Source organism: Acaryochloris sp. CCMEE 5410, from assembly GCF_000238775.2.
In the GTDB taxonomy this organism is placed as follows: domain Bacteria; phylum Cyanobacteriota; class Cyanobacteriia; order Thermosynechococcales; family Thermosynechococcaceae; genus Acaryochloris.
Window position 1 is genome coordinate 1356343 of record NZ_AFEJ02000001.1, and the last position, 23634, is coordinate 1379976.

Annotated in this window: 18 protein-coding genes and 2 pseudogenes; 10 read left to right on the top strand and 10 right to left on the bottom strand. The window is 48.7% G+C overall.

Features of this window, described 5'->3' with window-relative positions; all coding sequences use genetic code 11:
* Nucleotides 1-122: 122 nt before the first annotated feature.
* Nucleotides 123-1601 carry an SUMF1/EgtB/PvdO family nonheme iron enzyme gene (locus ON05_RS06015; protein WP_262561272.1) on the top strand — a complete coding sequence of 493 codons (1479 nt, stop codon included), beginning with the start codon at nt 123-125 and terminating at the stop codon, nt 1599-1601.
* On the opposite strand, the gene ON05_RS06020 is transcribed toward ON05_RS06015, so the two are convergent.
* From ON05_RS06020 to ON05_RS06035, 4 genes are all read right to left on the bottom strand, one after another.
* A complete protein-coding gene (locus ON05_RS06020; RefSeq protein ID WP_010472538.1) occupies nt 1596-2885 on the bottom strand; it encodes a serine/threonine-protein kinase in 1290 nt (429 codons plus the stop codon). The genes ON05_RS06015 and ON05_RS06020 overlap by 6 nt on opposite strands.
* 180 nt (nt 2886-3065) lie before the next feature.
* Nucleotides 3066-4481: an undecaprenyl-phosphate glucose phosphotransferase gene (locus ON05_RS06025; RefSeq protein WP_010472537.1), complete on the bottom strand. Its 1416-nt coding sequence runs from the start codon at nt 4479-4481 to the stop codon at nt 3066-3068.
* A gap of 415 nt (nt 4482-4896) precedes the next feature.
* Complete coding sequence (locus ON05_RS06030) at nt 4897-5082, bottom strand: DUF2949 domain-containing protein (protein WP_010472536.1); 186 nt, start codon at nt 5080-5082, stop codon at nt 4897-4899.
* Between the two features lie 135 nt (nt 5083-5217).
* Nucleotides 5218-5415 (bottom strand): hypothetical protein, encoded by a 198-nt coding sequence (locus tag ON05_RS06035; RefSeq protein ID WP_010472535.1) that lies wholly within the window; start codon nt 5413-5415, stop codon nt 5218-5220.
* Nucleotides 5416-5693: 278 nt separating this feature from the next.
* Between ON05_RS06035 and ON05_RS06040 the strand changes: the two genes are divergently transcribed.
* Complete coding sequence (locus ON05_RS06040) at nt 5694-6317, top strand: class I SAM-dependent methyltransferase (protein WP_010472534.1); 624 nt, start codon at nt 5694-5696, stop codon at nt 6315-6317.
* A gap of 29 nt (nt 6318-6346) precedes the next feature.
* Here ON05_RS06040 and ON05_RS06045 read toward each other — a convergent pair whose 3' ends face one another.
* Together ON05_RS06045 and ON05_RS06050 are read right to left on the bottom strand one after the other, a co-directional pair.
* On the bottom strand, nt 6347-7120 hold the full coding sequence (locus ON05_RS06045; protein WP_010472533.1) for a bifunctional 2-polyprenyl-6-hydroxyphenol methylase/3-demethylubiquinol 3-O-methyltransferase UbiG: 774 nt from the start codon (nt 7118-7120) through the stop codon (nt 6347-6349).
* Between the two features lie 72 nt (nt 7121-7192).
* Entirely contained in the window at nt 7193-7759 is a 567-nt protein-coding gene (locus ON05_RS06050) for a GNAT family N-acetyltransferase (RefSeq protein WP_010472532.1), read from the bottom strand.
* Between the two features lie 181 nt (nt 7760-7940).
* On the opposite strand from ON05_RS06050, the pseudogene ON05_RS06055 reads away from it, so the two are divergent.
* Nucleotides 7941-9003 (top strand): annotated as a pseudogene (locus ON05_RS06055) (ISKra4 family transposase).
* Between the two features lie 261 nt (nt 9004-9264).
* Here ON05_RS06055 and ON05_RS06060 read toward each other — a convergent pair.
* Entirely contained in the window at nt 9265-10101 is an 837-nt protein-coding gene (locus ON05_RS06060) for an alpha/beta fold hydrolase (RefSeq protein ID WP_010469637.1), read from the bottom strand.
* 328 nt (nt 10102-10429) lie between these two features.
* Between ON05_RS06060 and ON05_RS06065 the strand changes: the two genes are divergently transcribed.
* The 3 genes from ON05_RS06065 (at nt 10430) to ON05_RS06075 (ending at nt 15478) form a co-directional block, all read left to right on the top strand.
* Entirely contained in the window at nt 10430-14056 is a 3627-nt protein-coding gene (locus ON05_RS06065) for an eIF2A-related protein (protein ID WP_050857428.1), read from the top strand.
* Between the two features lie 26 nt (nt 14057-14082).
* Entirely contained in the window at nt 14083-14931 is an 849-nt protein-coding gene (locus ON05_RS06070) for an AraC family transcriptional regulator (protein WP_010469641.1), read from the top strand.
* A 64-nt stretch (nt 14932-14995) separates the two neighbouring features.
* Nucleotides 14996-15478, top strand: a complete 483-nt coding sequence (locus ON05_RS06075) for a tetratricopeptide repeat protein (RefSeq protein WP_236618843.1) — start codon at nt 14996-14998, stop codon at nt 15476-15478.
* A 71-nt stretch (nt 15479-15549) separates the two neighbouring features.
* Here the strand turns inward: ON05_RS06075 and ON05_RS06080 are convergent, their stop codons facing one another.
* From ON05_RS06080 to ON05_RS06090, 3 genes are read right to left on the bottom strand one after another with little or no spacing between them, the layout of a single operon-like run.
* Nucleotides 15550-16458 carry an alpha/beta hydrolase gene (locus tag ON05_RS06080; RefSeq protein ID WP_010469647.1) on the bottom strand — a complete coding sequence of 303 codons (909 nt, stop codon included), beginning with the start codon at nt 16456-16458 and terminating at the stop codon, nt 15550-15552.
* Nucleotides 16459-16515: 57 nt separating this feature from the next.
* Nucleotides 16516-16725, bottom strand: a complete 210-nt coding sequence (locus ON05_RS06085) for a hypothetical protein (RefSeq protein WP_010469649.1) — start codon at nt 16723-16725, stop codon at nt 16516-16518.
* A 3-nt stretch (nt 16726-16728) separates the two neighbouring features.
* A complete protein-coding gene (locus tag ON05_RS06090; RefSeq protein ID WP_010469651.1) occupies nt 16729-17817 on the bottom strand; it encodes a class I SAM-dependent methyltransferase in 1089 nt (362 codons plus the stop codon).
* A gap of 801 nt (nt 17818-18618) precedes the next feature.
* On the opposite strand from ON05_RS06090, the gene ON05_RS06095 reads away from it, so the two are divergent.
* From ON05_RS06095 to ON05_RS06110, 4 genes and pseudogenes are all read left to right on the top strand, one after another.
* Nucleotides 18619-19890: a lipopolysaccharide assembly protein LapB gene (locus ON05_RS06095; protein ID WP_010469653.1), complete on the top strand. Its 1272-nt coding sequence runs from the start codon at nt 18619-18621 to the stop codon at nt 19888-19890.
* A 392-nt stretch (nt 19891-20282) separates the two neighbouring features.
* Nucleotides 20283-21673, top strand: a pseudogene (locus ON05_RS06100) (ISKra4 family transposase).
* A 467-nt stretch (nt 21674-22140) separates the two neighbouring features.
* Nucleotides 22141-22470 (top strand): hypothetical protein, encoded by a 330-nt coding sequence (locus ON05_RS06105; protein WP_010468157.1) that lies wholly within the window; start codon nt 22141-22143, stop codon nt 22468-22470.
* A 111-nt stretch (nt 22471-22581) separates the two neighbouring features.
* On the top strand, nt 22582-23634 hold the full coding sequence (locus ON05_RS06110) for an NAD-dependent epimerase/dehydratase family protein (RefSeq protein WP_010468159.1): 1053 nt from the start codon (nt 22582-22584) through the stop codon (nt 23632-23634).

Here is a 23634-nt window from a genome sequence, read left to right on the forward strand (position 1 = left end):
ATAGAATAGTGGAGCCAAAGGCCGTCGAAGGCAGTGCTAGCAAGCTTATCGTCAATCACCATTACACATTCAGGGATATGGGAATCAAAAGAAGGGAATTTTTGCTGTTTGGTGGCACTTTATTGTCTGTTGGATTTTGGCAACGATCCCTAGCTCAGGATCGTCGCACCCTGAAAACCCTGGCGAAGAAAGTCACCGTACGGATTGTTACCCAAGGCACGGCTGGATCTGGGGTATTGGTTAGTAAGAATGGAAATACCTACTACGTCCTAACGGCAGGCCATGTTCTCCAAGACACGAATCCTGGGGAAGAAGCCTATATTGAAACCTTTGATGGTCAGCAGCATCCCATCGACACCTCAGCCATCCAGTCGGGAGGATCCGTGGATCTAGCCCTGTTCACAATCAAAAGCAACATCAATTATGCAGTGGCAACGTTAGCAGGAAAGGATGACCTCAGTGAGCTAGATGAAGTCTTTGTGGCTGGCTTTCCGTTGCCGGGGCTGGCGATTACTCAGCCCAAGTATACGATTTCCCCCGGACAAGTGACCTCACTTGGTAAGCAGGATGGAGGCTATGGCATTACCTATACTGCCGTTACCCAACCGGGTATGAGTGGCGGTCCCGTTCTCAACCGCTCAGGCCAAGTCGCAGGCATTCATGGTCGCGCAGAAGGCCAAACTGTGGGAAATGTTGCCGTCAAGTCAGGCTTTAATTTAGCCGTTCCCATTGACACAGCCGTGTCTCTATTTTCTCTAGAGCAACTGTCAACGGACCAGACGGCAGCCGTCTCCGCTTTGGATAGCGCCTTTGCCTATGTACAAGTCAATCCCCAAGGCAAAATTGTCAAACGGACGGAGGGGAAAGTCCCGGTATTTCAAGAGAATTTGAGCGATAGCGTCACCCTAGAAATGGTTAGCATCCCGGGTGGGACCTTCACTATGGGTTCTCCTGATCAAGAGTCTGATCGGGAGAGTCACGAAGGCCCCCAACGTCAGGTGACGGTTCCGGCTTTTTCGATGGGGAAATTTGAAGTGACTCAGGCCCAATGGCGGGCCATTATGGGTTCCAACCCTTCAAAGGCAAAAGCCTTAAGTCGCCCCGTGGATAATGTGTCCTGGGAAGACGCCGTTGCTTTTTGCAAAAGACTATCTCAGAAAACAGGGCAGGATTATCGCTTACCCAGCGAGGCCGAGTGGGAATATGCCTGTCGAGCAGGCACCACCACCCCCTTTCATATGGGACAAACCATTACACCGGAGTTGGCCAATTATTGGGGAGTCCATGCCTATGGCGACGGTCCCAGGGGACAATACCGTAAAAAGACCGTAGGGGTAGGCAGTTTCCCCGCCAATGCCTTTGGCCTCCACGATATGCATGGCAATGTGAGCGAGTGGTGCCAAGACACTTGGCATGAGACCTATCAGGGCGCACCAACTAATGGTCAGGCCTGGGAGCAAGAAGGGACCGCCCATCGAGTCATGCGGGGTGGCTCCATGTCGTCCAACCCCACACTTTGTCGATCTGCGTCTCGTACCTACAACACCTCTGGATTTCTCACCTATGATGTGGGATTTCGAGTGGTTTGCTCTGCTCTATAGGGTCAGCTCCAGGGTGATGCCCGCTAAGGCCGGATTGGGATAGGCATTAAGATAAACCTGACTCATTTGCTGCAGGGCTTCGGAATAGCTAAAGGCATAGACTAACTTATCCCAAGTGGGAGTCGTCGAGAATTTAATGCCGTTGGCTTTCGCAACCTTGCGACACTCGTTATAGGAGCCATATCGACGCAAGAGTTCTTGCTTATCCAGGCGTTGGGGGGCCGAAGCTAGAGGGGGGGATGCCGGAGAAGGTTCTTTCTCCTTGGCGGCAGTGCCTTTCCCCTCAGTAATGGGGGATTTCTCTACCGATACCTCTTGTTCAGGGATTGCGGGTTTGTCGGCAATGGGTGAATGACCAGAGAACGGTGAGGGAGGCTTGCGGTTGGGGAGTTCCTGGCTAAAGGCCGGATAAGCCATGCCAGTCCCCAACAAGCCCATGACGCTTAAGCCTGCGGCTTGCAGTAGACGACGCCGACTCGGAGCTGGGATTTCACCCAGTTGACTGACTGCTTTTAGAGCTTCCTGAGCCGAGGGGTAACGATGCCGATGATCCTGGCGGACCATGGTGTTGAGAACTTGGGCCAGTTCAGGGCTGATATCGGTTTTATGTTGCCAAAGCAACTCACCTGTATCTGGGTCTGTCGGAAAAGCAGTTTTGGCCGGATTGATGCCTGTGAGACCTCGGAGGGCAATCATACCGACAGCATAAACATCACTATTGAGGCGAGGTTTGCCCAAAAGTTGCTCAAGGGGCATGTAACCTTTGGTCCCCACAATGGCAGTATGCTCTGACTGCTGACGTTTCTTGACGGACCCAAAATCAATCAAGACAATCCGCTGGTCGTGATCACGTCTGATTAAATTTTCAGGTTTAATATCCCGATGGATCACCTGCTTGCGATGGACAAACGCCAGGGTTTCCAGAATGTCCTGCAAAAAAGCCACTGTTTTGGCTTCGGTCCAGTGCCACCAGGTCAGCTCGCGACTGAGACTCTGGCCTGTTATATATTGCTCAACTAAATAAAACTGCCGATCTTCTTCAAAGGAGAGAAAAAGTTGGGGGATACGGTCATGGTTACCCAGCTTTTGGAGGACATTGACCTCCGTTTTGAAGAGGCGTCTAGAGGTCCTGACCGTGAAGGGATCATCGGACTTGGGCTGCAGCTTTTTGATCACACATCGGCGGTGATCATCCCGCTGTAAATCCTTTGCCAAATAGACTTGGCTAAATCCTCCTGCGCCGAGGTTCTTGATAATTTTGTAGCGATTGGCTAACGTGCTCATCACTCTGCCTATTGGATGGGTGCTTACGAAACCGGACTGGGCAGTTAACGGTCACTGGCCCGATACACTCTATCTCAAATATTGCTTTACGATAAAGCCTTTGAGTCGAGGGCATTTTTGGGTGCAAGCTTAACGCAGGTGCCTGTCTGCCGGGACGTTTTTCAGAAAAACTTAACAGAGCTAGTAAGCGTTTTGGTGGTTAAAAAACACGAGGGCGGTGCGCAAAATAATTTTGATATCGAGCCACAAGGACCAGTGATTCAAATAGTGAATATCGTATTCCACCCGCTTTTCCATTTTGTCTAGGGTTTCGGTTTCGCCTCGATAGCCATTTACCTGAGCCCAACCCGTTATCCCAGGCTTGACCTTATGGCGAAGCATATAGCCCTGAATCAGTTTGCGGTAGTGCTCATTGTGGGCAACGGCATGGGGACGAGGACCCACTAGGCTCATGCGGCCCTGCAAGACGTTAATAAATTGGGGCAGTTCATCTAAGGAGGTGCGACGCAGAAAAGCCCCTACTTTGGTAATGCGCGGATCGCCTTGGGTGGCTTGGGTGACTTTTGCTCCGTCTTCCATCACCCGCATGGAGCGGAACTTATAGACGACGATATTGCCGCCATTGAGACCATAGCGCTGCTGTTTGAAGAGGACCGGACCAGGAGAAGACAGCTTGATTGCGATCGCAATCAGGATCATCAGGGGGGAAATGGCAGTGGAGATGAGGGCTGCGATCGCAAAATCAATACAGCGCTTGATCCAGGCCTGCACCTTAGAGAAAGGCACTTCCATTACCGCGATCATAGGCAGTCCATTGAGGTCGTGAACCCGAGCCTGCATCAAATTCAGCATCATCAAATTGGGGACAAAATACACACAGGCCGTCGTATCTTGTAAAGCTAAAATCAGATCGGAGATGGCTGCTTCTTCACTTAGGGGCAGGGTGATGTAAACCACATCAATACGAGAGCGTCGGACAAAATCAGGCAGTTCGTCCAGGTAGCCAATCATCGGTCGGCAGCTTTCGGCTTCGAGTTTAGTACCTTTATCAGCAAAGTAACCACAGAACTTGATACCTGACTTTGTGCTTTGGCAAAGCTGATCGGCCACTTGCTGGCCCATCTCTCCCGTGCCCGCGATGATGGCGGTACGGTTGTAGTCTCCTGATACACGCTGCTGTAAAGGGCCACGGATGATGGGGTTTAGAAGAGACAGCCCCAAAGGGGTTAGGAACAGCCAAAGGTGAGTCCCTAGGCTGGAAAGATAAGCGGTGTGGCTCATATATTCCAAGAACAGCAAGGCGGCTATGACAACTCCCCATCCCAGCCAAATTCTTGAGTAGTCTAGCTTAGGAGGATTGGCAGGCTGAAAGGTATAGCGCCCAACGCTCTGAAAGATAGTGGGCACGATCAACATCAGAAGCGCACTCAGGGCCATTAGCTCATCGGAGCTAGCTGGGCCAAACGCAAAAGTCATCATCCAAAGAAGACCGAGGATGACGCATAAATCTAATCCACACACCAGCCCACTTAGTAGGCGTTGATTGCGGGGCAAAACATTCAGCGGGCTGAACCGGATCAAATTTTCGGCATCCATGGTCAAAAGCGTATGCGAGCAGATAAATTGCGGGAAAAATTGTGCCGGTTATCAATATTTAATTTTTTTAGAGGATAAAACGACAAATATCGAAGTCGAATGGTTGATCGCAAGATAATGAGAGGGGGAACACAGAAGGAAAAACTGGGGAGTGATTCAGATATGTGCTTATTGTCGCAAGTCTTTGCTGGAGAGAACAATCGTGAATTTACGGAGTGATTTTATGGAGAACTTCGAAAAGGGATTGTTGAGGGAATAAATAAAAAAATCAGTATTATCACGACCGTAATAATACTGACTATTGAGGGTTGGTGTGAGAAGAATGGGATGAAAAACTGAAGAACGATTTAGGTTGAAAATAAGGTTTATAGAGCCATTAAGATACGTCTGAAATGTGACAAAAGAGTAGCGTTTTTTAGACAGAAGCTAACCAATCGTAAATCTGGCCCAATTGATCGATGTTGACGAGACCATACTGCCACAGGATGATCGGAATTTGGGTAGCCGTGCGATCTTGAAACCGAGTGGCTAAAGAGAGCGCATCCTGGGGGAGGGCTAGTTCATCTTGTAGGTATTGGATAAGTCGCGTTTGCCGATTCATGACAGAATATCGGGTTTGGATCAGGATTGAAATGGATGCTATCTATGCTGATTTAGATAAAGGGAAATAGCCGTGATCCGATGCCAATCAGGTGGTGATATCTATAGGTTGACCGGGTGATGGGCATCACAAGGGTTAGGCGAGTAACCCCAGCTTTTTGCCGTTGTGATGGGCAACTTTGATCAGATGTTGGCGACAAGGCCGCTCTAGTCCAACTGAATCGCAAAACTGATTGATGATTTGGGTATGAGTCGCAATGGCTTTTCCCCGTATTCGAATAAAGCGCTGATGGCCAAGGGCATGGTCTAATCTGACAACAAGCGGTGCAAACATGATCGATTCCTTCCATGGATTTCATACCTGCACTATCGCGATTCTAAGGCGGTTCCTCCAGGGAAGATTGGAAGCCTAATCTGGAACTTAAGGAACCTAGGTGATCCGGATCAAACTAGGGAAATGAATGATGGATTCTGAACGGTCCTCTTCTGCAATACCAACCCATCGTCACTGAAATCGATACCGTCTGTCAGAAGTTGGGGGGATTTAGAATAGAAACAGCAGCGAATCGCTGTCGGTTGCAACGATCTTCCATCAATCAAAGGAGAACGGGTATGGGCCAATCTACGAAGTTTTGGGACAAAATTGCTGACCGATATTTGAAACAACCCATTGCCGATGTAGCCGCCTACGAGAAAAAGTTACAAGTGACCCAAGAATACTTTCAGCCAGACATGGAAGTCTTGGAGATTGGTTGTGGCACTGGATCAACAGCAATCGTGCATGCACCTTATGTCAAACATATTCGAGCCATTGATTTCTCTGCCAATATGATTGACATCGCTCAAACTAGAGCCGCTGCTCAAAATATCTCTAACCTCACCTTTGAACAATCCAGCATTGATGAGTTGGATATCCCCGATCAGAGCCTTGATGCCATTTTAGGTCTCAGTATTCTGCATTTATTGGAAGATAAGGAAGCAGCCATTGCTAAGGTGTTTGACATGCTCAAACCCGGTGGCATTTTCGTTACCAGTACAGTCTGCTTAGGAGATCAGATGGCCTGGTTTAAATGGATTGCCCCCATCGGCAAATTTTTGGGATTTTTTCCATTGGTGAAGGTCTTTACGGTAAATGAACTTACAACCAGTTTGACGAATGCTCGTTTTAAGATTGACCACCAATGGCAGCCCAACAAAGGCAAAGCTGTATTTATTGTGGCCAAAAAGCCCTCCTAAATCCTAGAAATAATCCAGTCCTCAGGAGCTTATGCAGCCTTTCTCCCTTGGATTGTGTAAATCAGGGGAACGTCTTGTCCTAAATGAGGTAGGTAAAATTTGCCGGGTCCACGCTCTTCAACCCCCTCGAAACAGGGATAGGGGCTAAAAGGATACTCATTGATGCAACGAATTTCAATTCCGGCATTGGTGAGAGCATTGAACACTGAGCTGAGGGGGTGTGCCCAAGTGATAAGCGTTGATTTTAAGTTGCCGCTATTTTCTGTATAGGTGCCTTCTTCTTCAATATCTGGGTCAGGTTGTTCAAAGTAGGAGTAACCCGCGATGAGATCGTAAACAGGATGAAATTCCGCCATATAAAAAGTGCCTCCCAGGGCCAAGTTAGCTGAAATAACTTCAGCCCATTGACTCAGGTCAGGAAGCCAGCAAACCACCCCATAAGACGTAAATACAATGTCATAGAGCGGTTCTGCTCCTCGATCAAAGTGATAAATATCCGAGCAGATAAAGGTTGCATCCAGATTAGCTTTTCGCTTAAGTTCCAATGCTTTATCGATGGCAACTGGAGAGAGATCGACTCCTGTGCAGAAGGCCCCCATTCTGGCCAAGGAGAGTGTATCTAACCCAAAGTGACACTGTAGGTGCAATAGTCTTTGTCCAGCTAAGTTGGGGAGTTCGGCTAGCTCAATTTCTGTCAGGGATGACTTGCCAGCCAAGAACCCATCAACGTCATAAAACTGAGAGACAAAATGCACCTCCGCCCGCCGATTCCAAGATTCCCGGTTAACACTGAGGTAATCCATTTCTGCCTCCACAATATCCTGAAGCTGTCCAACACTTCAGGCCATAAAACGTTGCCTAACTCGGACAAACAGTTAGCTCACCAGATGAGATAAAACAAACATATATGGACGGAGTGGCTTAGGCACTTGAGTCTTTGAGAAACGCACGAAACCACATCGAGTGTAGAAAGGGATCAAACCTTTTGCACAACGAACATAAATTTTCTGTTGAACATCTTGAGCTGCCTGTTGAATCAGAGCACGTCCCAAACCCTGGCGACGATGTTGAGGATCAATAAAAATAATGGTTAAGACGTATGCTCTCACTTTTGGTCTGAGTTGTAGGTATCCAACACTTTGATCGCGCCAATCGATTACCCAGACTTTATTTCTCAAGTCATTTTTTACTGTCCAAAACATGCTGGCGAACAATATTACACAAGTGCCACTAACGGAGAGAACCCCAATACTTTGCGTCTGAGACGCCCATGATGATAATTCCAAAGAGCGCAATATCAGCCATACTTCTCGCACAAAGAATAGTCCTGAAATGATCAGAAATATACCAATTCTTTTTTTGGCTTTGCAATAATCTGCCTGATATTCCTCTTGCTTATAGGGCCGAATGACATAACCTGATGGGATAGATTTCCTTTTCATATGCTGTCGACTTCAGACTCTATAATCATGCGATCAAAAGAGGTTCCACGAATTACCCAATACTCCAAGCTCGCTAAAGCTAAATGACTTGGGCAGACAGTTAGCCTATCGGGAGCATGTCACCTTTGCAGATTGTTTTGAAATCGTTCAGGATACAAGTGTTGCCCAGAAGTCTTCATCAATGAACTCCGAAAAAGCAGCTCAACTCAAAGTCCATCTTGATGCGATAGCCCAATTACTGTACGAAGAAAGCGATCCAGAGAACCTGAAGACGCTAGAAGGTATTGAGATGACGGTGCGTCAGCAATTCAGACCCATGTCAGTCCCGAACTCGGTCATTTTTATCCGCACAGCTACTGGCACAGCAGCAGGCCGCAACCGACGCCTGAAAAGCACCTTGGGCGTTCTAAGCATTACAACTCAACAGGCACAGCATCTAGCCGTTTCCCCCTATCGTCAAATCAGTCCTCATTTAGAGAATTGTTGCTTGCGCATCAGTGCCAATGTCTCCTATGCTCAACTGCTAAAGATGTGGCTTATTTAACTGGGATTCAGGTACCAGCCAAAACCCAGCAGCGATTGGTGCATCAACAACGGTTTCCTACCCCCCAGGCTCATGAAGCTTTAACCGAAGTGAGTGTAGATGGTGGCAAAGTGCGCATCCGCACCCCTTTAGGACACCCTTGTCAGTGGAAAGACTATAAAACCCTGGCAACGCATGTGGGACTCATCGCGGATTATCACAATAATGCCCGGCTCATTGACTGGACTCACCAGCAACCGTTAGCCTCTCCACTGACTTGTTTAGGGGATGGTCATGATGGCATTTGGAATATCATTCGTCAGCTGAGCATACCTGAGCAACGGCGAGAGATTCTGGACTGGTACCATCTGGTGGAAAATCTTCATAAGGTCGGTGGGTCCCTCAAACGTCTGCACCAGGCTGAGCAGCTCTTATGGCAGGGGAAGGTTGATGAAACCTTGGCTCTATTTGAGTCATTGAAGAAAAGCAGGCCCAAGTCTTTTGCAACTATGTTCGCAAACATCGGCATCGGATCGTCAATTATGACTATTACCAGAGTGAGCAAATCTGCTCTATTGGGTCTGGGGCTGTTGAATCTGCTATCAAGCAGATTAGTCGCAGAGTCAAAATTTCAGGGGCGCAGTGGAATGAAAGTAATGTCCCGCAAGTGCTGGCACATCGGTGTGCTTACCTCAATGGCTTAATTGGAATGCAAAGGTGACATGCTCCCTAGCCTATCGGATAGGATAAAACAAACATAAGTCGATGAAGTGGTCCAGAAACTTGAGCTTTTGGGAAATGCACGAAACCACATTGAGTGTAGAAAGGGATTTAGCTTTTTACCTGCTTTAATAAAACTGCTACTCGACATCTATTATCGACCTATTCAAAGAGCTGGTCTGGAATAATTTAAGCGATTGCAGATGAATGCCCACGCATAAGTATATTGATGCATATAATAGTGACAACTCCATCAATCCATTCATACTGCAACACCGCTAACAAAATCTAAAGTTAAGTCAGATAATACCTGACAACATTTCGTGGGGAGTTGATGATCTGCACCTGGAATAACATGCAATGTTGCGTTAGAAATGTTCGCTTCAAGGTGTTTCCCAAATTCAACTGGAATTGTTTCGTCTGACTCGCCGCAAATAATGAACGTTGGAGAATGAATGTTTTTTGCAACCTCATGAATCAGTTCATCGCTAATTTCTAGGCGAAATGCTCTTTGTATCCAGGCTTGAAAGACAGGATCATGCAAAAACCTCTCTCTAATAAACTTGATCTCCTGTACTAGATTTCCAGCCCCTGTCAATTTCAACACAGGGGAGACTAAGCTAATTAACCAATCAACAACTGGTGTTTCCCAAGAGAAAGGGACGAGTATACGATACGGTTCCAGATATTCTCCAACGCCTGCAGGAGCTAACAGAACAAGACCTAACACTGACTCAGAGGCAGCAAGTTCTAAACGGGATGCGGTCCAACTCCCTAAAGAATGGCCAACAACAAAGAAACGCTCAATCCCCAGCGTTTCCATAAATTTCTTAGCAAAAGCGACCTGTGAATCAACTTTATATTCAATCTCTAACTTAGAAGAACGGCCAAAACCTAACAGATCCAGGCTGATACAGCGATATTTATCTTTAAGGTTCGTGATGATACCTTCCCAGACCATTGCATCTGAGAAAAAACCATGAAGGAATAAAATGGCTGGGCCATTCCCGATGTCAATATATGCTGCACTGACGTTACTTTTAGGTTTTCCTTCAACACTGAGTTCGAATGAGATATGAGATTTTTTCAGGTCAACCATTACCTACCGTAATTCGACTATTTTGTGATGCGAGACCATTTCTGCCAACTGTCAAGGGGCCACCGCTAGGGACAATGGACTTTAACATTTCAGATGCTGCCTGATTAAACCACCTTTCCCCTTCCATTTAAGGGATTTCTTAGAAGCATTCAACTTCTGTGGGTACTTTCTATAATTTGCCTGCGAATGCAGTCCAGCAAATTTACCAGCATTCGCCCCTCTTCCAAACCATGGTTCAGCCGCTGAATTCATAGGTATAGGTAGTAGAGCTGCTTATGAAATGGGCAATCCGGTTGACTTGGAAATAGTGGAAGCCACGCCCCAGTGAATGGGTATACCCTGGTGTTTGAAGGGAATTGTTGTGCGATCGCAAATGCCGCAATCACCACAAAGGCGAAGACGAGGCGTTGTTCTAACCAGCATTGGCTTAGAGCGGTTACAAGCCGCCATCCAGGACAGCGAAGCCCAGGACAATCAGGAAGTTCGCTATACCCTGCAAGACCTCAGCGACCGCACCCAGCTCGATGCCAAAACCGTTGCCAAAGTCCTCGACGGAGAAGTGGGGCTAGATAAACGCACCCTGTCGTTATTCTTTACTGCTTTTGAGTTACCCCTACAAGACGAAGACTTTCGCCGTCCTGGAGCAAAGCCTAGGCCAGACAAAGCCCTGGCAAATTCAGTATCCACTGATCACCGACTAGATTTAGGGGAAGCGGTCGATATTTCCAACTTCTATGGCCGCATTCAAGAACTCGCCACTCTTAGTCAGTGGCTGAGCAATGAACGTTGTCAGCTCGTGGCTCTGCTAGGCATCGGCGGCATCGGCAAAACCTCCCTGTCAGTAAAGCTGGTTAAACATCTGCACCCTGAGTTTGAAGCAGTCGTATGGCGCTCGGTGCGCCATGGCCCCAAAACCGAAGACTTGCTGGTGGATATTTTGCAATCCCTCGATCCAGAGCTGACCCGCATTAGCCCACCCCAAACCCTGCTTTCGCAATTAATGGCCTACCTGCGGCAGCATCGCTGTTTATTGGTGTTGGATAACTGGGAGACGCTACTGGAGAGTGGCGCTGACAATACTCACCCCCAAGCGGGCCAACATAAACCGAACTATCAAGGCTATGAAACGTTGTTGCGATCGCTCGGGGAAACCCCTCATCAAAGTTGCCTGGTGATCACCAGCCGCGAGAAGCCCGCCACCCTCGCTGAATTAGAAGGCCCCACCGTGCGGGCCTTAGCCATGGCCGGACTGGAACCGGAAAAGGCCTTGCCCTTGCTCACCCAAAAAGGGCTAACGGGGGATATAGATGCCTTTCAACAATTGATCCAGTTTTACGAAGGCCACCCTTTGGGCCTCAAGATTGTCGCCACCGCCATTCAAGATATTTTTGCTGGAGACGTTCAAGCTTTTTTAGCAGAAGGCATCACCATCTTTAACGGCCTACGCATCCTCCTCGATCAGCAGTTTCAGCGCCTGTCTCCTCTAGAGCAGGACGTCATGTATTGGCTAGCGATTAATCGCGCCCCCTTGACCTTGGCGGACCTGCGCCATGACCTGGTGTTTCCTGTAGCGATGCCCAAATTACTGGAAGCCATGGAGGCTCTACGGCGGCGATCATTATGCGTGGTGATTAAGTCTGGCACGGAGTTGCCTCAATTCACCCTGCAGCCCGTGTTGATGGAATATGTGACCCAGCGACTGATTGAAGATATTGGCCAGAGTTTTTTGCAGCCGCAGGGGGCAGAGCCCTCCCGTTTACAGAGTCATGCTCTGCTGAAAGCCCAGGCCAAAGATAGTATCCGCCACAGCCAGCGCCAGGTGATCCTGCAACCTGTGATCGATATGCTCTTATCGGAGCTACACTCTACAGCAGCCATCGCAGCCCAATTACGAGATCGATTACAGGAGCTTGCCCATTGCAAAGACTATGCCGCTGGAAATTGCCTGAATCTACTGGTGCGGCTACAGGTGGACTTAACGGGCATTGATTTGTCACACCTCTCTCTCTGGCAAGCCGATCTCCGGGACACGGCCCTGATGAAAGTAAATATGGCCGGAGCCGACCTCAAAGATACGGTCTTTGCTACCGCCTTTCCCCATGTTGCCGCCACCGCCTTTGATCCGCAGGGCAAACGATTGGCAACGGGCCATTTTGCCAACGTGATTATGCTGTGGGATGTACAGAATCCCAAGCAAGGCAGCCAAGCCATCGGCATCTTTAAAGGTCATCAGAATAATGTATGGTCCGTGGCCTTTAGTGTCGATGGCTCCATTCTGGCCAGCGCCAGCGAGGATCAAACGATTCGGCTCTGGCAGGTGGACACAGGACAATGCTTAAGCATCTTCACTGGCCATACCGACTGCGTCCGTTCGGTAGTCATGCATCCCGATGGCCAGCGGTTAATCAGCGCTGGGGAAGATCGGACCTGGCGTATTTGGGATTTGCAAACGGGAGACTGTTTACAATCCACCCCAGGTCACGAGCAAGGAATCTGGGAAATCGCCCTTAGCCCCGATGGCCATACCCTCGCCAGTGCTAGTCATGATGCCACGGTCAAACTCTGGGACTTAGAAACAGGGCGCTGTCTGCGCACCCTAAAGGGTCATACGGATTGGCTGCGGACGGTGGCCTTTAGTGACGATGGTCAGTGGTTGGTGAGTGGAGGATGCGATCGCACCCTCCGTATCTGGAAAGTTAGCTCTGGTCAATGCGTCCAAATCCTTACTCCCCATACCCAGGCTATCTTTTCCGCATCGTTTTTGCCTCATCGCTCTGTTGTCGCGAGTGCGGGACTCGACAGCACCATTTGCATCACTGATCTAGAAACGGGCATTTGCCAGCGCCGCCTGCTCGGACACCATAGCTGTATCAATAGTGTCACCTGCCACCCCCAGGGCAACCTGTTAGCCAGTGGGGGCGATGAACCCATGATTCGGTTATATGACTTAACCACAGGACAAGCCCTGCAATCCTGGCGGGCACAAGTCAATAGCACCTTGAGCATTCGCCATAGCCCGGATGGCCAGACGATAGTAAGTGGGAGTACAGATGGGGCGATTCGCTTCTGGCAGGTGGCAACCGGCACCTATCAAACCTACTGGCAACATCAGGGCTGGGTCTATGGACTCACCTTCCATCCCCAGGGGCATCTACTGGCGAGCGCAGGCAATGATCAGCAAATTCGGCTTTGGGATGTCGCCACCAAAGAAGTCCTACAGGTCTTGCCCGGCCATGGAGCCACCATCGCTTCCCTCGCCTTTAGCCCCGATGGTCAGTGGCTAGCGAGTGGCAGTTGGGATGGCACCTGGCGACTCTGGGACGTTGCCAAGGGGCAGATGGTTCAGGCCATCCCCGGACACTTTGTCAGCGGCTTAAGCTGGAGCCCCAATAGTCAACAGATCGCTATTGGTTCCTTTGATGCCCATGTGCAAATTTATGATGTGCCGTCTGCCACCTTATCCCAAACCTTGGTTGGGCACCCGTTTTGGGCTTGGTATGTGACCTGGAGTCCCCTGGGCGATCGCATAGCCACAGGTGGAGCCGATCAGACCCTCCGCATCTGGGATGTAGACTCTGGAGAATGTCTCCATGTCCTCACAGACCATACGGACTGGGTGATGGGGGTCGCCTTTAGTCCCGATGGCCAAACCGTGGCCAGCTGTAGCAAAGATGAAACGGCCCGATTATGGTCGGTGGAAACGGGGCAATGTCTGGCTAAGCTATCTGGACATCCGAGTTGGGTCACGGCGGTTGAGTATAGTCCCGACGGTCAAACTTTAGTGACGGGGAGTAGCGATTTGGAACTCAGATTTTGGGATGTGCAGACTGGAACTTGCCGGGAGACTTGGCGGGCCGCTCGCCTCTGTGAAGGCTTAAACCTTACTAACTGCCAAAACTTAACGCCTCCCCAACAAGAAATGCTCGCATTCCTCGGCGCAATTAGTCAGTCTTGATCCTGCTCCACGACGTTAGCGATGCCATGTCTTCTTCACCTGATACACTTCAACGCACCCTTAATGCACCTATATTTGCCAGCCCTGGTTTAGGGTTTGTCTTTGAGCATTGTCAACAGCCCCGAACCCAATTACCAGAATGTGCCAATGCCGATCATGCCCTCTGTATCGTTCAATCTCATCCTGGCCAAACGCGAATTACCGTTAATCACCAGCAGCAACGCCAGGTGGCCCGACCGGGAGAAGTTTGGCTGTTACCCGCCCAGCAGATCACCCAAAGTCAATGGGATGGAAATTTAGACTATTTTCGCTTGTTGATTTGTCCCCAGTGGTTAAGGGAGTTGGCCCATGATGAGACGGGGGTTCAGCAATACGCACTAGATTTACAGCTACAAGTCCTCGATCCACTGCTGTTTCAAATTGCCTTGGCCCTGAAGACTGAACTGACTGGCTCTACCCAACCTGATTTTTTGTATGTGGAGAGTTTAAGTCATACCTTGGGACGGCATCTGTTACGGCGTTATGCGTCCTGCTCACCCGATCTGCCCTTGCAATATTCCAAGGGAGAGTTTCAGGATGCGATCGCATATATTCACGACCATCTCCAAGACCCAATTCGCTTAGCGGATCTGGCGAAGGTGGTACATATGAGTCCCAACTATTTTGCGGAACAGTTCAAGCAGGCAATGGGGATTTCTCCCTACCGATACGTGACCCAATGCCGTATTCAAACAGCCCAAAGACTTCTACGTAATCAACACTTAGCTATCTCAGAAGTTGCTCATCAAGTCGGCATTGCCAATCCCAGCCAATTTTCTCGCCTATTTCGACAGTGGACAGGAATAAGCCCCAGAACCTATAGAGCCAACCTTTGAAGTTCTTGCTTGATCACTCTTGATTCAAGGGAATCAGCAGGGCGCTCTCAAAGATTGTGACCAGATGATCAGGCTCAATCCAAAGAATGTCGAAGCCTATGATCGTCGTGCCCATGTGCGCCGCTACAGTGGGAACCCCCAAGGGGCGCTACAGGACTATCGGATGATCACGAAGATCAATCCTCGCAATTCCCGCGCCTATGAGCAAATTGCGTCCCTGAGTGAAGATCAGAATGATATTGAGGGGGCGATTGCGGCCTATGGTCAGCTTCAATCTCTTAAACCGAATGATACGTCGGTCTATCTCAGTCGGGGACAACTGTATGAAAAACAAGAACGCTACGATGAGGCGATTGCGGACTATACCAAGTTGATTGAGTTACAGCCCTTTCAAACATCTTGGTTTATTATGCGCGGTAGCGCCAGAGAAAAGGCAGGGCAGCGTGCAGGAGCAAAGGCTGATTATCGTCAGGTGGCGAAGCTTTACCAACAGCAGGGCGATTCGTCCAGTGCCCAAGACTGGCTAGAGCGGGCGAATAAGTTGTAGTTTGCAGAGCAAAAGAATTTGTGAAAGAGCATCAAGAGGGAGACGGCCTACCCCACCTGCCACAATAAAGGTTAGGCAAGCGTATCCATGGAATTGAACTCAAAACCAGTTGTGAGAAAAGCCCCTATTTCTGAGATCGCAACACGCCCCTCTTCCAGCACAGGTGCAAAGAGGTGGAAGCAGTGAATCATATCTGACCAAACCTTGAGCGTGACCGGGATATCGGCTAATCCAGCCTGACGCGCCAACCGCAACGCATCATCAAGCAGTACCTCAACGGCTCCAACATGTATCAAGAGTGGCGGTAACCCTGACAAGTCAGCATACAGAGGTGAGAGAAGAGGAGATCGTAAGTCTTTCCCTGGAGCGTACCAATCCGCAATGGTATCTAACAGCGGGGCCGTGACCATCAGATCTTTCTTAGCATGGCTAACCATCGTTGCACCAGTTCTCATTTGATCGCAGTAGGGTGAAATCAAAGACACGCAGGCAGGTTGTAACTCTCCCAGATCTTTGAGCGATAGCAGCAAGCCTAGGACAAGATTGCCTCCTGCCGAATCTCCAGTAACGGCGATCTGACCAGGCTGGAATCCACGGGTGTGAATTAACCAATGGTAAGCAGTTAGGGCATCCTCTAATCCTGCTGGATAAGGGTGTTCAGGAGCCAGACGATAGTCAATAACTAAAATACTTACGCCTGCCGCTTCTGCTAGATCGCTGGCTAGACGACGATAGGCAGGCAAAGACCCCATGATAAATCCGCCACCATGGAGATACAAAACGATGCGATCTGATCGGCTATTTGGGTGGGTGATGAGTTCAGCCGCCATGCCATCGACATCCACCCTCTCAACCTGGGCAGTAGGATGAGGTGGCATCGACAACCCCATGGTAAAGTTAGCCCTCATCTCAGTGGGAGTGTTTCCCCAAGAAAGACCTTGAAGCTGAGTGATAATTTGGTTCAGTTCTTGTTGACTCATAGTGTTTCCTGTTTGAGATGGTCTGTGACCGACCTGAGGCCGTTACCCGACGCCCACCTAAGCTTTCCCTTCAGTGTCAATACTGTTATGGGTGGAATAGTTGGGGACTGGCTCTCCTTGTCCAGAGGGCTGAGCGGTCAAAATACCCGGTGTCGAATTCCGACGATGATCGATAACAACCAAGGTTGAAAACTGACTTGTATCTAGTAGCAAGGTAGGGGGGCGAGATTTTAGTTGGTGCTGTCCCAAGCGACAAATTTGGCACATGATCTAGTACTTCCTGACAATGTAGAAGTTGTTTTGGAAGTCATGCTCAAGCTGCTTGATCTCCACGCGCTTAAATCCAGCTTCTTCAAGCATCTGTAGCGCTTTTTCTTCACCCCAGACCGCACCGAGACCCATTCCTCCAGCCGCTAACGAAACAGTCATGCAGTGCAGACAGGAGATGGTGTAAAGCAGCGGTCCAATCGGATGCTCAAGATTTCCACCCACGTCACTAGAGGCGCGGATGTCTTGCATTAGATAGATGCCATCAGCACGCAAGGCACGGTAGATGTTTTGCAGAACGACATCAGGTTTCGCCTGGTCATGCACAGCGTCGAAGGTGGTAATGAAATCGTATTCCTCACACAAATCGAGAACTGCTGCATCCTGAATTTTGAACTGAACGTTCTCTAGTCCCAAAGACTGAGCCTCGATATTGGCAGTTGCAATCGCATCTTCCGATAGGTCATAGCCTACAAACTGACTCTGGGGAAACAGCGTCGCCATCTTGTTGATAGCCCGACCACTACCGCAGCCCATATCCATCACCTGAATTCCACGCTTTAGATTGGGAATTAGATCAGGGACCAATGGTAGGATATGCTCGGTTAATGCCGCCACTACAGTTTGACCACTGTCTTCGGCCATTACCTGATGGAAGCGTTTGTACTCGGAGTAAGGTACCCCGCCACCATGACGAAAGCAGTCTACGATCTGATCTTCAACATTACCTAGCACAGGGATGAACTGAGCAATCACTGCGATATTATCGGGGGAGGCATCTCGGGTCAGAAAGGCTGCATGTTCTGGGGGTAAATGATAGGTCTTGTGGGTCGCATCGTAGTCTACATATCGGGCCGTGGCCATAGAACCCAACCATTCCCGCACATAACGCTCTTGTAAGCCAGCAGTATCAGCAATCCGTTGACTGGTTGCTGGCGGTAGGTTTTTAAGGGTATCGAATAAGCCAGTTCGGTGACCGACCGAGATCATAAGTGTGAGCGCGCCACTATTAAGTGTATCTAAAAGCCGATTTGCAAAGACTTCGGCTTTAGTCTCATCAAAAGGTTGGGGAGTTGCGGTAAGCGTTGTCATGGTGTCCTCCTGATGAGCTAAAGGTTAGATTGAGTATAAGTGGTCAACACTAAGGCCAAAAATCGGCATGATGCTCTAGGAAGCATCATGTTTGGCTTCCTCCCTGTTATTCGTCTTGGCTTAAGTTTCCAAGACACTTAACCAAAATGCAGTGATCCCGAAAGGTTAAATCTGTGATTCCTGTCAGACTTGCCAACATACAGCCATTGACCCATCTCCAAAATAGGATTCATTGAATCATGTTAAGAGGGTGACCGTGGGCTATTCCACTCCCTACCCCGACAACACCCCCATGACCTCTCCCTGGAAATCCTTGCGATTATCGTCGTACTGCATCATCATTTCTGGATTCGCATGGCGAGAGAGATGCTGCCCTGCCCGGACATTCCCATTCGTAGTATTTAGCGCCGCCGTAATCGAGGAAGCGGGTCTCGATAAGGAGACATCACCTTATTGAGACCCGCTTCCTTGGCAATTTTCCTCATTCACCTCCTCAATATCAAATACTTTTGGGCCAAAATCGCTACCAATCCATTCCTTCCTCCCTTCGTACTCGGGATGTAGGGATTCTTCATCACTTTCAGCAAATGGGAAGACTCCACAGACCTCCGGTAGACAGGCCCACTTTCATGATCAACCGAGTGGCTAAAGTATGCCGTTCCCAGTACAACGCCTTGATATCTCTCACCACTACCAGCTTGAACTCAGAGATGCAATGCAACTACCGTATCTATGAAAGCTCTTTGCTGTCCTTACCCTTGCAAAAGTTGTAGTGCTGGCTTGTTTACTGGAGATGATTGGATGTTGTTTTTGACGCGCTGGCTAAGCTGCATATTAGTCTCTGCACTACTACTGAACTTATACAGCTTGCCAGGACGAACTCAGTCACAACGTCCTACATCAACTCCAACAAAACCACGAGAACCACCAGGTTGGGTGAAGTTGCTAGACCAAGCTCGTCAATACGAGGCATCCCATGACTATCGCAGTGCAGAAAAGATCTACCGTCAACTGCTTGGTCAACCACAACCCAGCTCCATGAACAACTATATGCATCAATACATTTGGTTGAACCTGGGGTTAAACCTTTCTGAGCAGGGGCAGCTCACAGAGGCGATTAAAGTGTTACAACAGCTTGTATCCCTGGATGATGTTAATTCTCACCATGTTGCGAGTGCTAACCATCTCCTAGAACATGTGCAGAAGCAGTTACAGGAGGCGCAAACCAATGTTCAAGATGGATTGCGAGACATTAAGGCTGATCCCAATTCAATAAAGGGTTATAAGGACTTAATGACAGGTCTAGCAGCTCAGGGGCAAGCGCTCCAATCTATCTCATTTCTAGAGCAGCAGCTTGGCTATCCGCTTTCCCCCAATCAACTCTTAGAGCTGGCTAGGGCTGCTAAGTCTTTGCATTGGAAATACGTGTCAAATCACATTCACAACCAGCGGTTTGACTTATCGATGGAGCTTTATCAAGAGCTTGTGCAGCGTTTTCCAGATAGCCAAGCCGCCCAATCGGAATATCTCGATTTCTTGGCTTTATATGGAGCACCCGCAGAGGTGATCTCAGCTTACCAGAACAGAATTCGGCGTAACCCAGAGTTGATTTGGAACTATTGGCAGGCACTCACTCATAATCTGGAAGCGGCGGGACGCTTGGAAGAAGCGCGCCAAATTTTTGACCAATTGCTACAGCAAAAACAAACCGAACCCTACGTTTATTTGGCGTTAGGAAGCTTCTTGGAGCGAACAAAACGGCCTGATGAGGCTGTTCAAGTCTACTTTAAAGCTATTCAAGCCTTTCCTGGCCATAGTCCCAGTGATCGGCGTTGTCATGTTGTGAAAGCAACAGCCTATGACCGCTTGGTAACGTTGCTAGACCATCAGCATCGCCTTGATCAAGTGCTGAGTCTGTTTCAACATAATTTGCCCAACCTCACAGCTTCTATGTATTACAACTTAGGCTTAGCCTTAAGATATGAAGGTTTCCAAGATTTAGAAGCTCAAGTCTCCGATCAAATGCAGACTTCTTTTCCTCAAGCCCGCGTAGAGAAATCAAGCTTATGTTGAGCAAAAGCGTGCCTCAAGATCCGGTCTGCTGCACTTGCTCGCAAATCCAAACAGATCGACCGGAAAGAAAATAGGTCAGTTGCCCAATTTTGGGACGATTGCAGAGGAGATTTGTAACCAGAATCATGTTTTTCGTCATCAAGCCAGTGCAGTCTATTTTTTAGGTTATTCAGTTGACACAATTAGTTCTTCTCGGCGGTCCTCCAGGGGTAGGAAAATCTACGGTCCTAAAAACCCCACCTTTAAACGATTTTAGATGTTTGGAAGCAGATGATATCTGGGCGCCCAATAAAATAGGTCCGAGACGGGCGTAAGCACAGAATCGGGGATGTATGGCTCAAAGAAAAACGGGTCAAGGACAATAGATCCTGTACCCGAATCAAAAACTTGTCATGAGCCTAACATCGCAATTGCCAACCGTACTAGAGCATCACGAATTTCTAGAACAGGTCGAAGCACTCAAAGAATCACCCAGCCTGAGTCAGATGGTTTATATCGTTCTGCAAATGGGTTTGTATTTGGCTCGATGGCTTCTGGAGGATGAACTCTCACGGCGAGCAAAAACAGTATTTGAATGGCCTAGGTGTAGCACCTGCGGAACCCGCTTGCACTCGAAGGGATGGGAATCTCGTCAGATGCAGACACTGGTGGGAAATATTTACTGAAAGCGACGGGTGGGTCGTTGTCCAAAAGGGTGTCCAGGTAGTCTATCAGCTCCTCTGGACCAATCCATTGGGATTACCTCTTACCAGCACAGCAGTAAAGAACTGGTGCGTCTAGGCTGCTTGTTAAGTCTATTTATGCCCTATGAACTGGCCAGTTGGATGCTGAGTCAGTGGAGTGGTTTATCCGTCAGTTCATCAAGCTTGTGGAATTGGGTGCAAGTCATGGGCAACAAAGCTTATCAGGAGCTAGAGGCTCAACTCAAAGCTCAAGCATCAGGTGAACAGGCTCCTAGTGAAGCGATTTCAGAGGTGTTGTCTGCTCTGCCTTTGGCCATTGCTGCTGACGGTGTGATGGTGCCCTTTCGCCCCACTCCGAAAACCCCCAAGGGAAAAATCCAGTGGCGAGAAGTTAAAGTCGCTATCTTAGCCCGCCTGGGAACACGGCTCACCCGAGCTAAAAAGAGTGTCCCCCAACTACTGCGTCGAAGACTGGTAGCAGTATTGGGCGATATCGACCAGTTCATCCCCTTACTGCAACTCGAAGCCCGCAAACAAGACTTTGAATCGGCCCCAAGCGTCATCTGGTTGAGTGATGGGGGGCGAGGCTTCTGGCGAGTCTACCGCACCTTGTTCTCTCACTGTGCTGTGGCAGTTCTCGATTTTTTCATGCAGCAGGCCATCTTGCACGAGCAACAAAAGTGATGTTTGGGGATGTTCGCTCTGCTCAAGCCCAAGCCTGGTTTCGGCGCTGGCGACACCAATTGCGACATGGGCAACACCTATTAGTATTGCGGTCCTTGACGATGTTGATTCACTCACAATTGTTTACGGGCAAATCTTTTACGACGTTGCTCCAGGTACAGGCTTATTTCCAGCGCCATCTGCGACACATCCAATATCGCCACTTTGAACAACTACAGATACCGCTGGGGTCAGGAATGGTCGAAAGTGCTTGTAAGTGGCTGATTCAACAGCGCTTTAAGGGGGTTGGTATGCGCTGGAGTGAGGATGGTTTCAATCATCTACTCATGCTGCGGCTTGCCTGGGTCAATCAACGGTTTGACTCCCTATTCCCAGGGGTAACCATTCCGAAGTCTAAGGCATCCCCGATCCATTAGCTACGCCCGTCCGAGACAGGAAGCAATCCGTGAAGTCATTAGGGCCGTCAAAATAGATCTCAGCTCATCCCAAACAGTCATCTTATCTTGGGCCTTCGCTAGATCAGAACTTTACACTCCTTTCTACGACTATTTTACGGACCTAACCTCACTTCAATCGATTTACTTAGTGTGTGATTCAAAAACTTTGGTTTCGCGTCTCAAAAATCGAGGTACTGCAACTCAAGAACACTATGCTCTAGAAAAACTCAGGCTAATTCATGCATTACCATTCAAGAAAATAGATACTACCGATAAGGCACCTGAAGTTGTCGCAAAAATACTCATTAAAACCATCAAATCTTCTACCTAAAAACTTCTCGTCGAAATATAAATACAGGCTTTCTTTAGTTGTCAAGATCTAACTAATCTCAGCGTATATATGCTATGAAGGCACAGAAAAAACAAGCTCAGATCTGACTAAACAAATGGATGATGATAAGGAATACAAGCTCTCAATTCGGAGCGCTGGCAACACGCAGGTTCCATGCTTACAAGTAATCTACTCTAAAGGATATATTCTCTCGCACTACTACCTGAACAATACACCTGGTGAATGGAAAGCTCCACAATGGGATGCAGAAAAGAATGGTCGAAGATTCAGTGCAACGTCCCTTGAAGAACTTCTAGGTCTCATTGCTATGTGGGAGATCCGTGGTGATGACTGGCGGCATAAAAATGGGGAACAAGAACTTTATGATCAGCTTATAGAGTCTGCCCCCATGTATGACAGTGAAGGTAACATCATTGACAATTAAACAATTTGGCAAACCATATCTGAAGTTCTGCACAGTTTTCCAGAAAAATTGCACATTCACCACAATATGTCCCTTCTAAACTGAAAGCCAGTTTCAGTCAGGAAAAGGATTATGCGCGTACTAGTGATTGGTGGCACCCATTTTATTGGGCCTTATGTGATTCGATATTTGGTCTCTACGGGACACACCGTTAAAGTGTTTCATCGAGGTCAAACCAAGGCGGATTTGCCTTCGAGTGTCACCTACCTTCAAGGCAATCGCCAAGACTTATACCAGTATCAGTCCCAGATCCAAACCTTTGCTCCAGATGTCGTCCTGGACATGATTCCCTACACAATAGTAGATGCCCACACCCTGCTCAACACCATCACCGGAATTTGTCCGCGCATCGTTGCCATCAGCAGTCAAGATGTCTACCGGGCGAGGGATATTATTTGGGGATTAGAAACAGGCATGGTGGACGCAACACCCCTAACTGAATCTTCGCCCCTCCGGTCACAGCTCTATCCCTACCAAAATGCGCCTCAGCGACCACTGGGCATCCCTTCCAATTACGACAAAATTTTGGTAGAGCGGACCTACTTGAATACAGCTGATATGGCAGTAACCCTCCTCAGATTGCCTATGGTCTATGGTCCTGGCGATCCCCTTCATCGCTTTTACGCTTATCTTCACCGCATGGACTCAAAACGTCCTGTAATTGTGCTCGATGCTCGACTGGCTCAGTGGCAGAGCAGCTATGGCTATGTTGAGAACATCGCCTGGGGCATTGCCTTAGCAGTTATACAGAACCCTGAGTCAGAATCAACGGCTAGTCATCGTATCTATAATCTGTCTGAACTGCATCCACTGAATGAGAAGGAGCGACTGAACTTGCTTGCCCAAGCAGCAAACTGGCCAGGTCAGATCCTAGCTACAACGCCTGATCAGCTCCCTGCCGATCGGTTTATTCCCTTCAATTTTCACCAAGATTGGACAACTGACTCTTCCCTTATTCGCCAGGAATTGGGATATCAAGAGCCAGTCTCCATTACGACCGCACTAGCGAGAACCCTCGATTGGGAACGCCAAAACCCACCCGCAGATGTTCAACAATCTGCCAGTGCAATGGTCCTGCTAGATCCAGACATAGAAGATCGAATTGTTGCGGCTTTAAGCCAGTAG

Excerpts from the sequence above, each read along its gene's own strand:
- ON05_RS06020 (WP_010472538.1), bottom strand. The coding sequence starts at position 2,885 with ATGAGCACGTTAGCCAATCGCTACAAAATTATCAAGAACCTCGGCGCA.
- ON05_RS06025 (WP_010472537.1), bottom strand. The coding sequence starts at position 4,481 with ATGGATGCCGAAAATTTGATCCGGTTCAGCCCGCTGAATGTTTTGCCC.
- ON05_RS06030 (WP_010472536.1), bottom strand. The coding sequence starts at position 5,082 with ATGAATCGGCAAACGCGACTTATCCAATACCTACAAGATGAACTAGCC.
- ON05_RS06035 (WP_010472535.1), bottom strand. The coding sequence starts at position 5,415 with ATGTTTGCACCGCTTGTTGTCAGATTAGACCATGCCCTTGGCCATCAG.
- ON05_RS06040 (WP_010472534.1), top strand. The coding sequence starts at position 5,694 with ATGGGCCAATCTACGAAGTTTTGGGACAAAATTGCTGACCGATATTTG.
- ON05_RS06045 (WP_010472533.1), bottom strand. The coding sequence starts at position 7,120 with ATGGATTACCTCAGTGTTAACCGGGAATCTTGGAATCGGCGGGCGGAG.
- ON05_RS06050 (WP_010472532.1), bottom strand. The coding sequence starts at position 7,759 with ATGAAAAGGAAATCTATCCCATCAGGTTATGTCATTCGGCCCTATAAG.
- ON05_RS06060 (WP_010469637.1), bottom strand. The coding sequence starts at position 10,101 with ATGGTTGACCTGAAAAAATCTCATATCTCATTCGAACTCAGTGTTGAA.
- ON05_RS06065 (WP_050857428.1), top strand. The coding sequence starts at position 10,430 with ATGGGTATACCCTGGTGTTTGAAGGGAATTGTTGTGCGATCGCAAATG.
- ON05_RS06070 (WP_010469641.1), top strand. The coding sequence starts at position 14,083 with ATGTCTTCTTCACCTGATACACTTCAACGCACCCTTAATGCACCTATA.
- ON05_RS06075 (WP_236618843.1), top strand. The coding sequence starts at position 14,996 with ATGATCAGGCTCAATCCAAAGAATGTCGAAGCCTATGATCGTCGTGCC.
- ON05_RS06080 (WP_010469647.1), bottom strand. The coding sequence starts at position 16,458 with ATGAGTCAACAAGAACTGAACCAAATTATCACTCAGCTTCAAGGTCTT.
- ON05_RS06085 (WP_010469649.1), bottom strand. The coding sequence starts at position 16,725 with ATGTGCCAAATTTGTCGCTTGGGACAGCACCAACTAAAATCTCGCCCC.
- ON05_RS06090 (WP_010469651.1), bottom strand. The coding sequence starts at position 17,817 with ATGACAACGCTTACCGCAACTCCCCAACCTTTTGATGAGACTAAAGCC.
- ON05_RS06095 (WP_010469653.1), top strand. The coding sequence starts at position 18,619 with ATGTTGTTTTTGACGCGCTGGCTAAGCTGCATATTAGTCTCTGCACTA.
- ON05_RS06105 (WP_010468157.1), top strand. The coding sequence starts at position 22,141 with ATGGATGATGATAAGGAATACAAGCTCTCAATTCGGAGCGCTGGCAAC.
- ON05_RS06110 (WP_010468159.1), top strand. The coding sequence starts at position 22,582 with ATGCGCGTACTAGTGATTGGTGGCACCCATTTTATTGGGCCTTATGTG.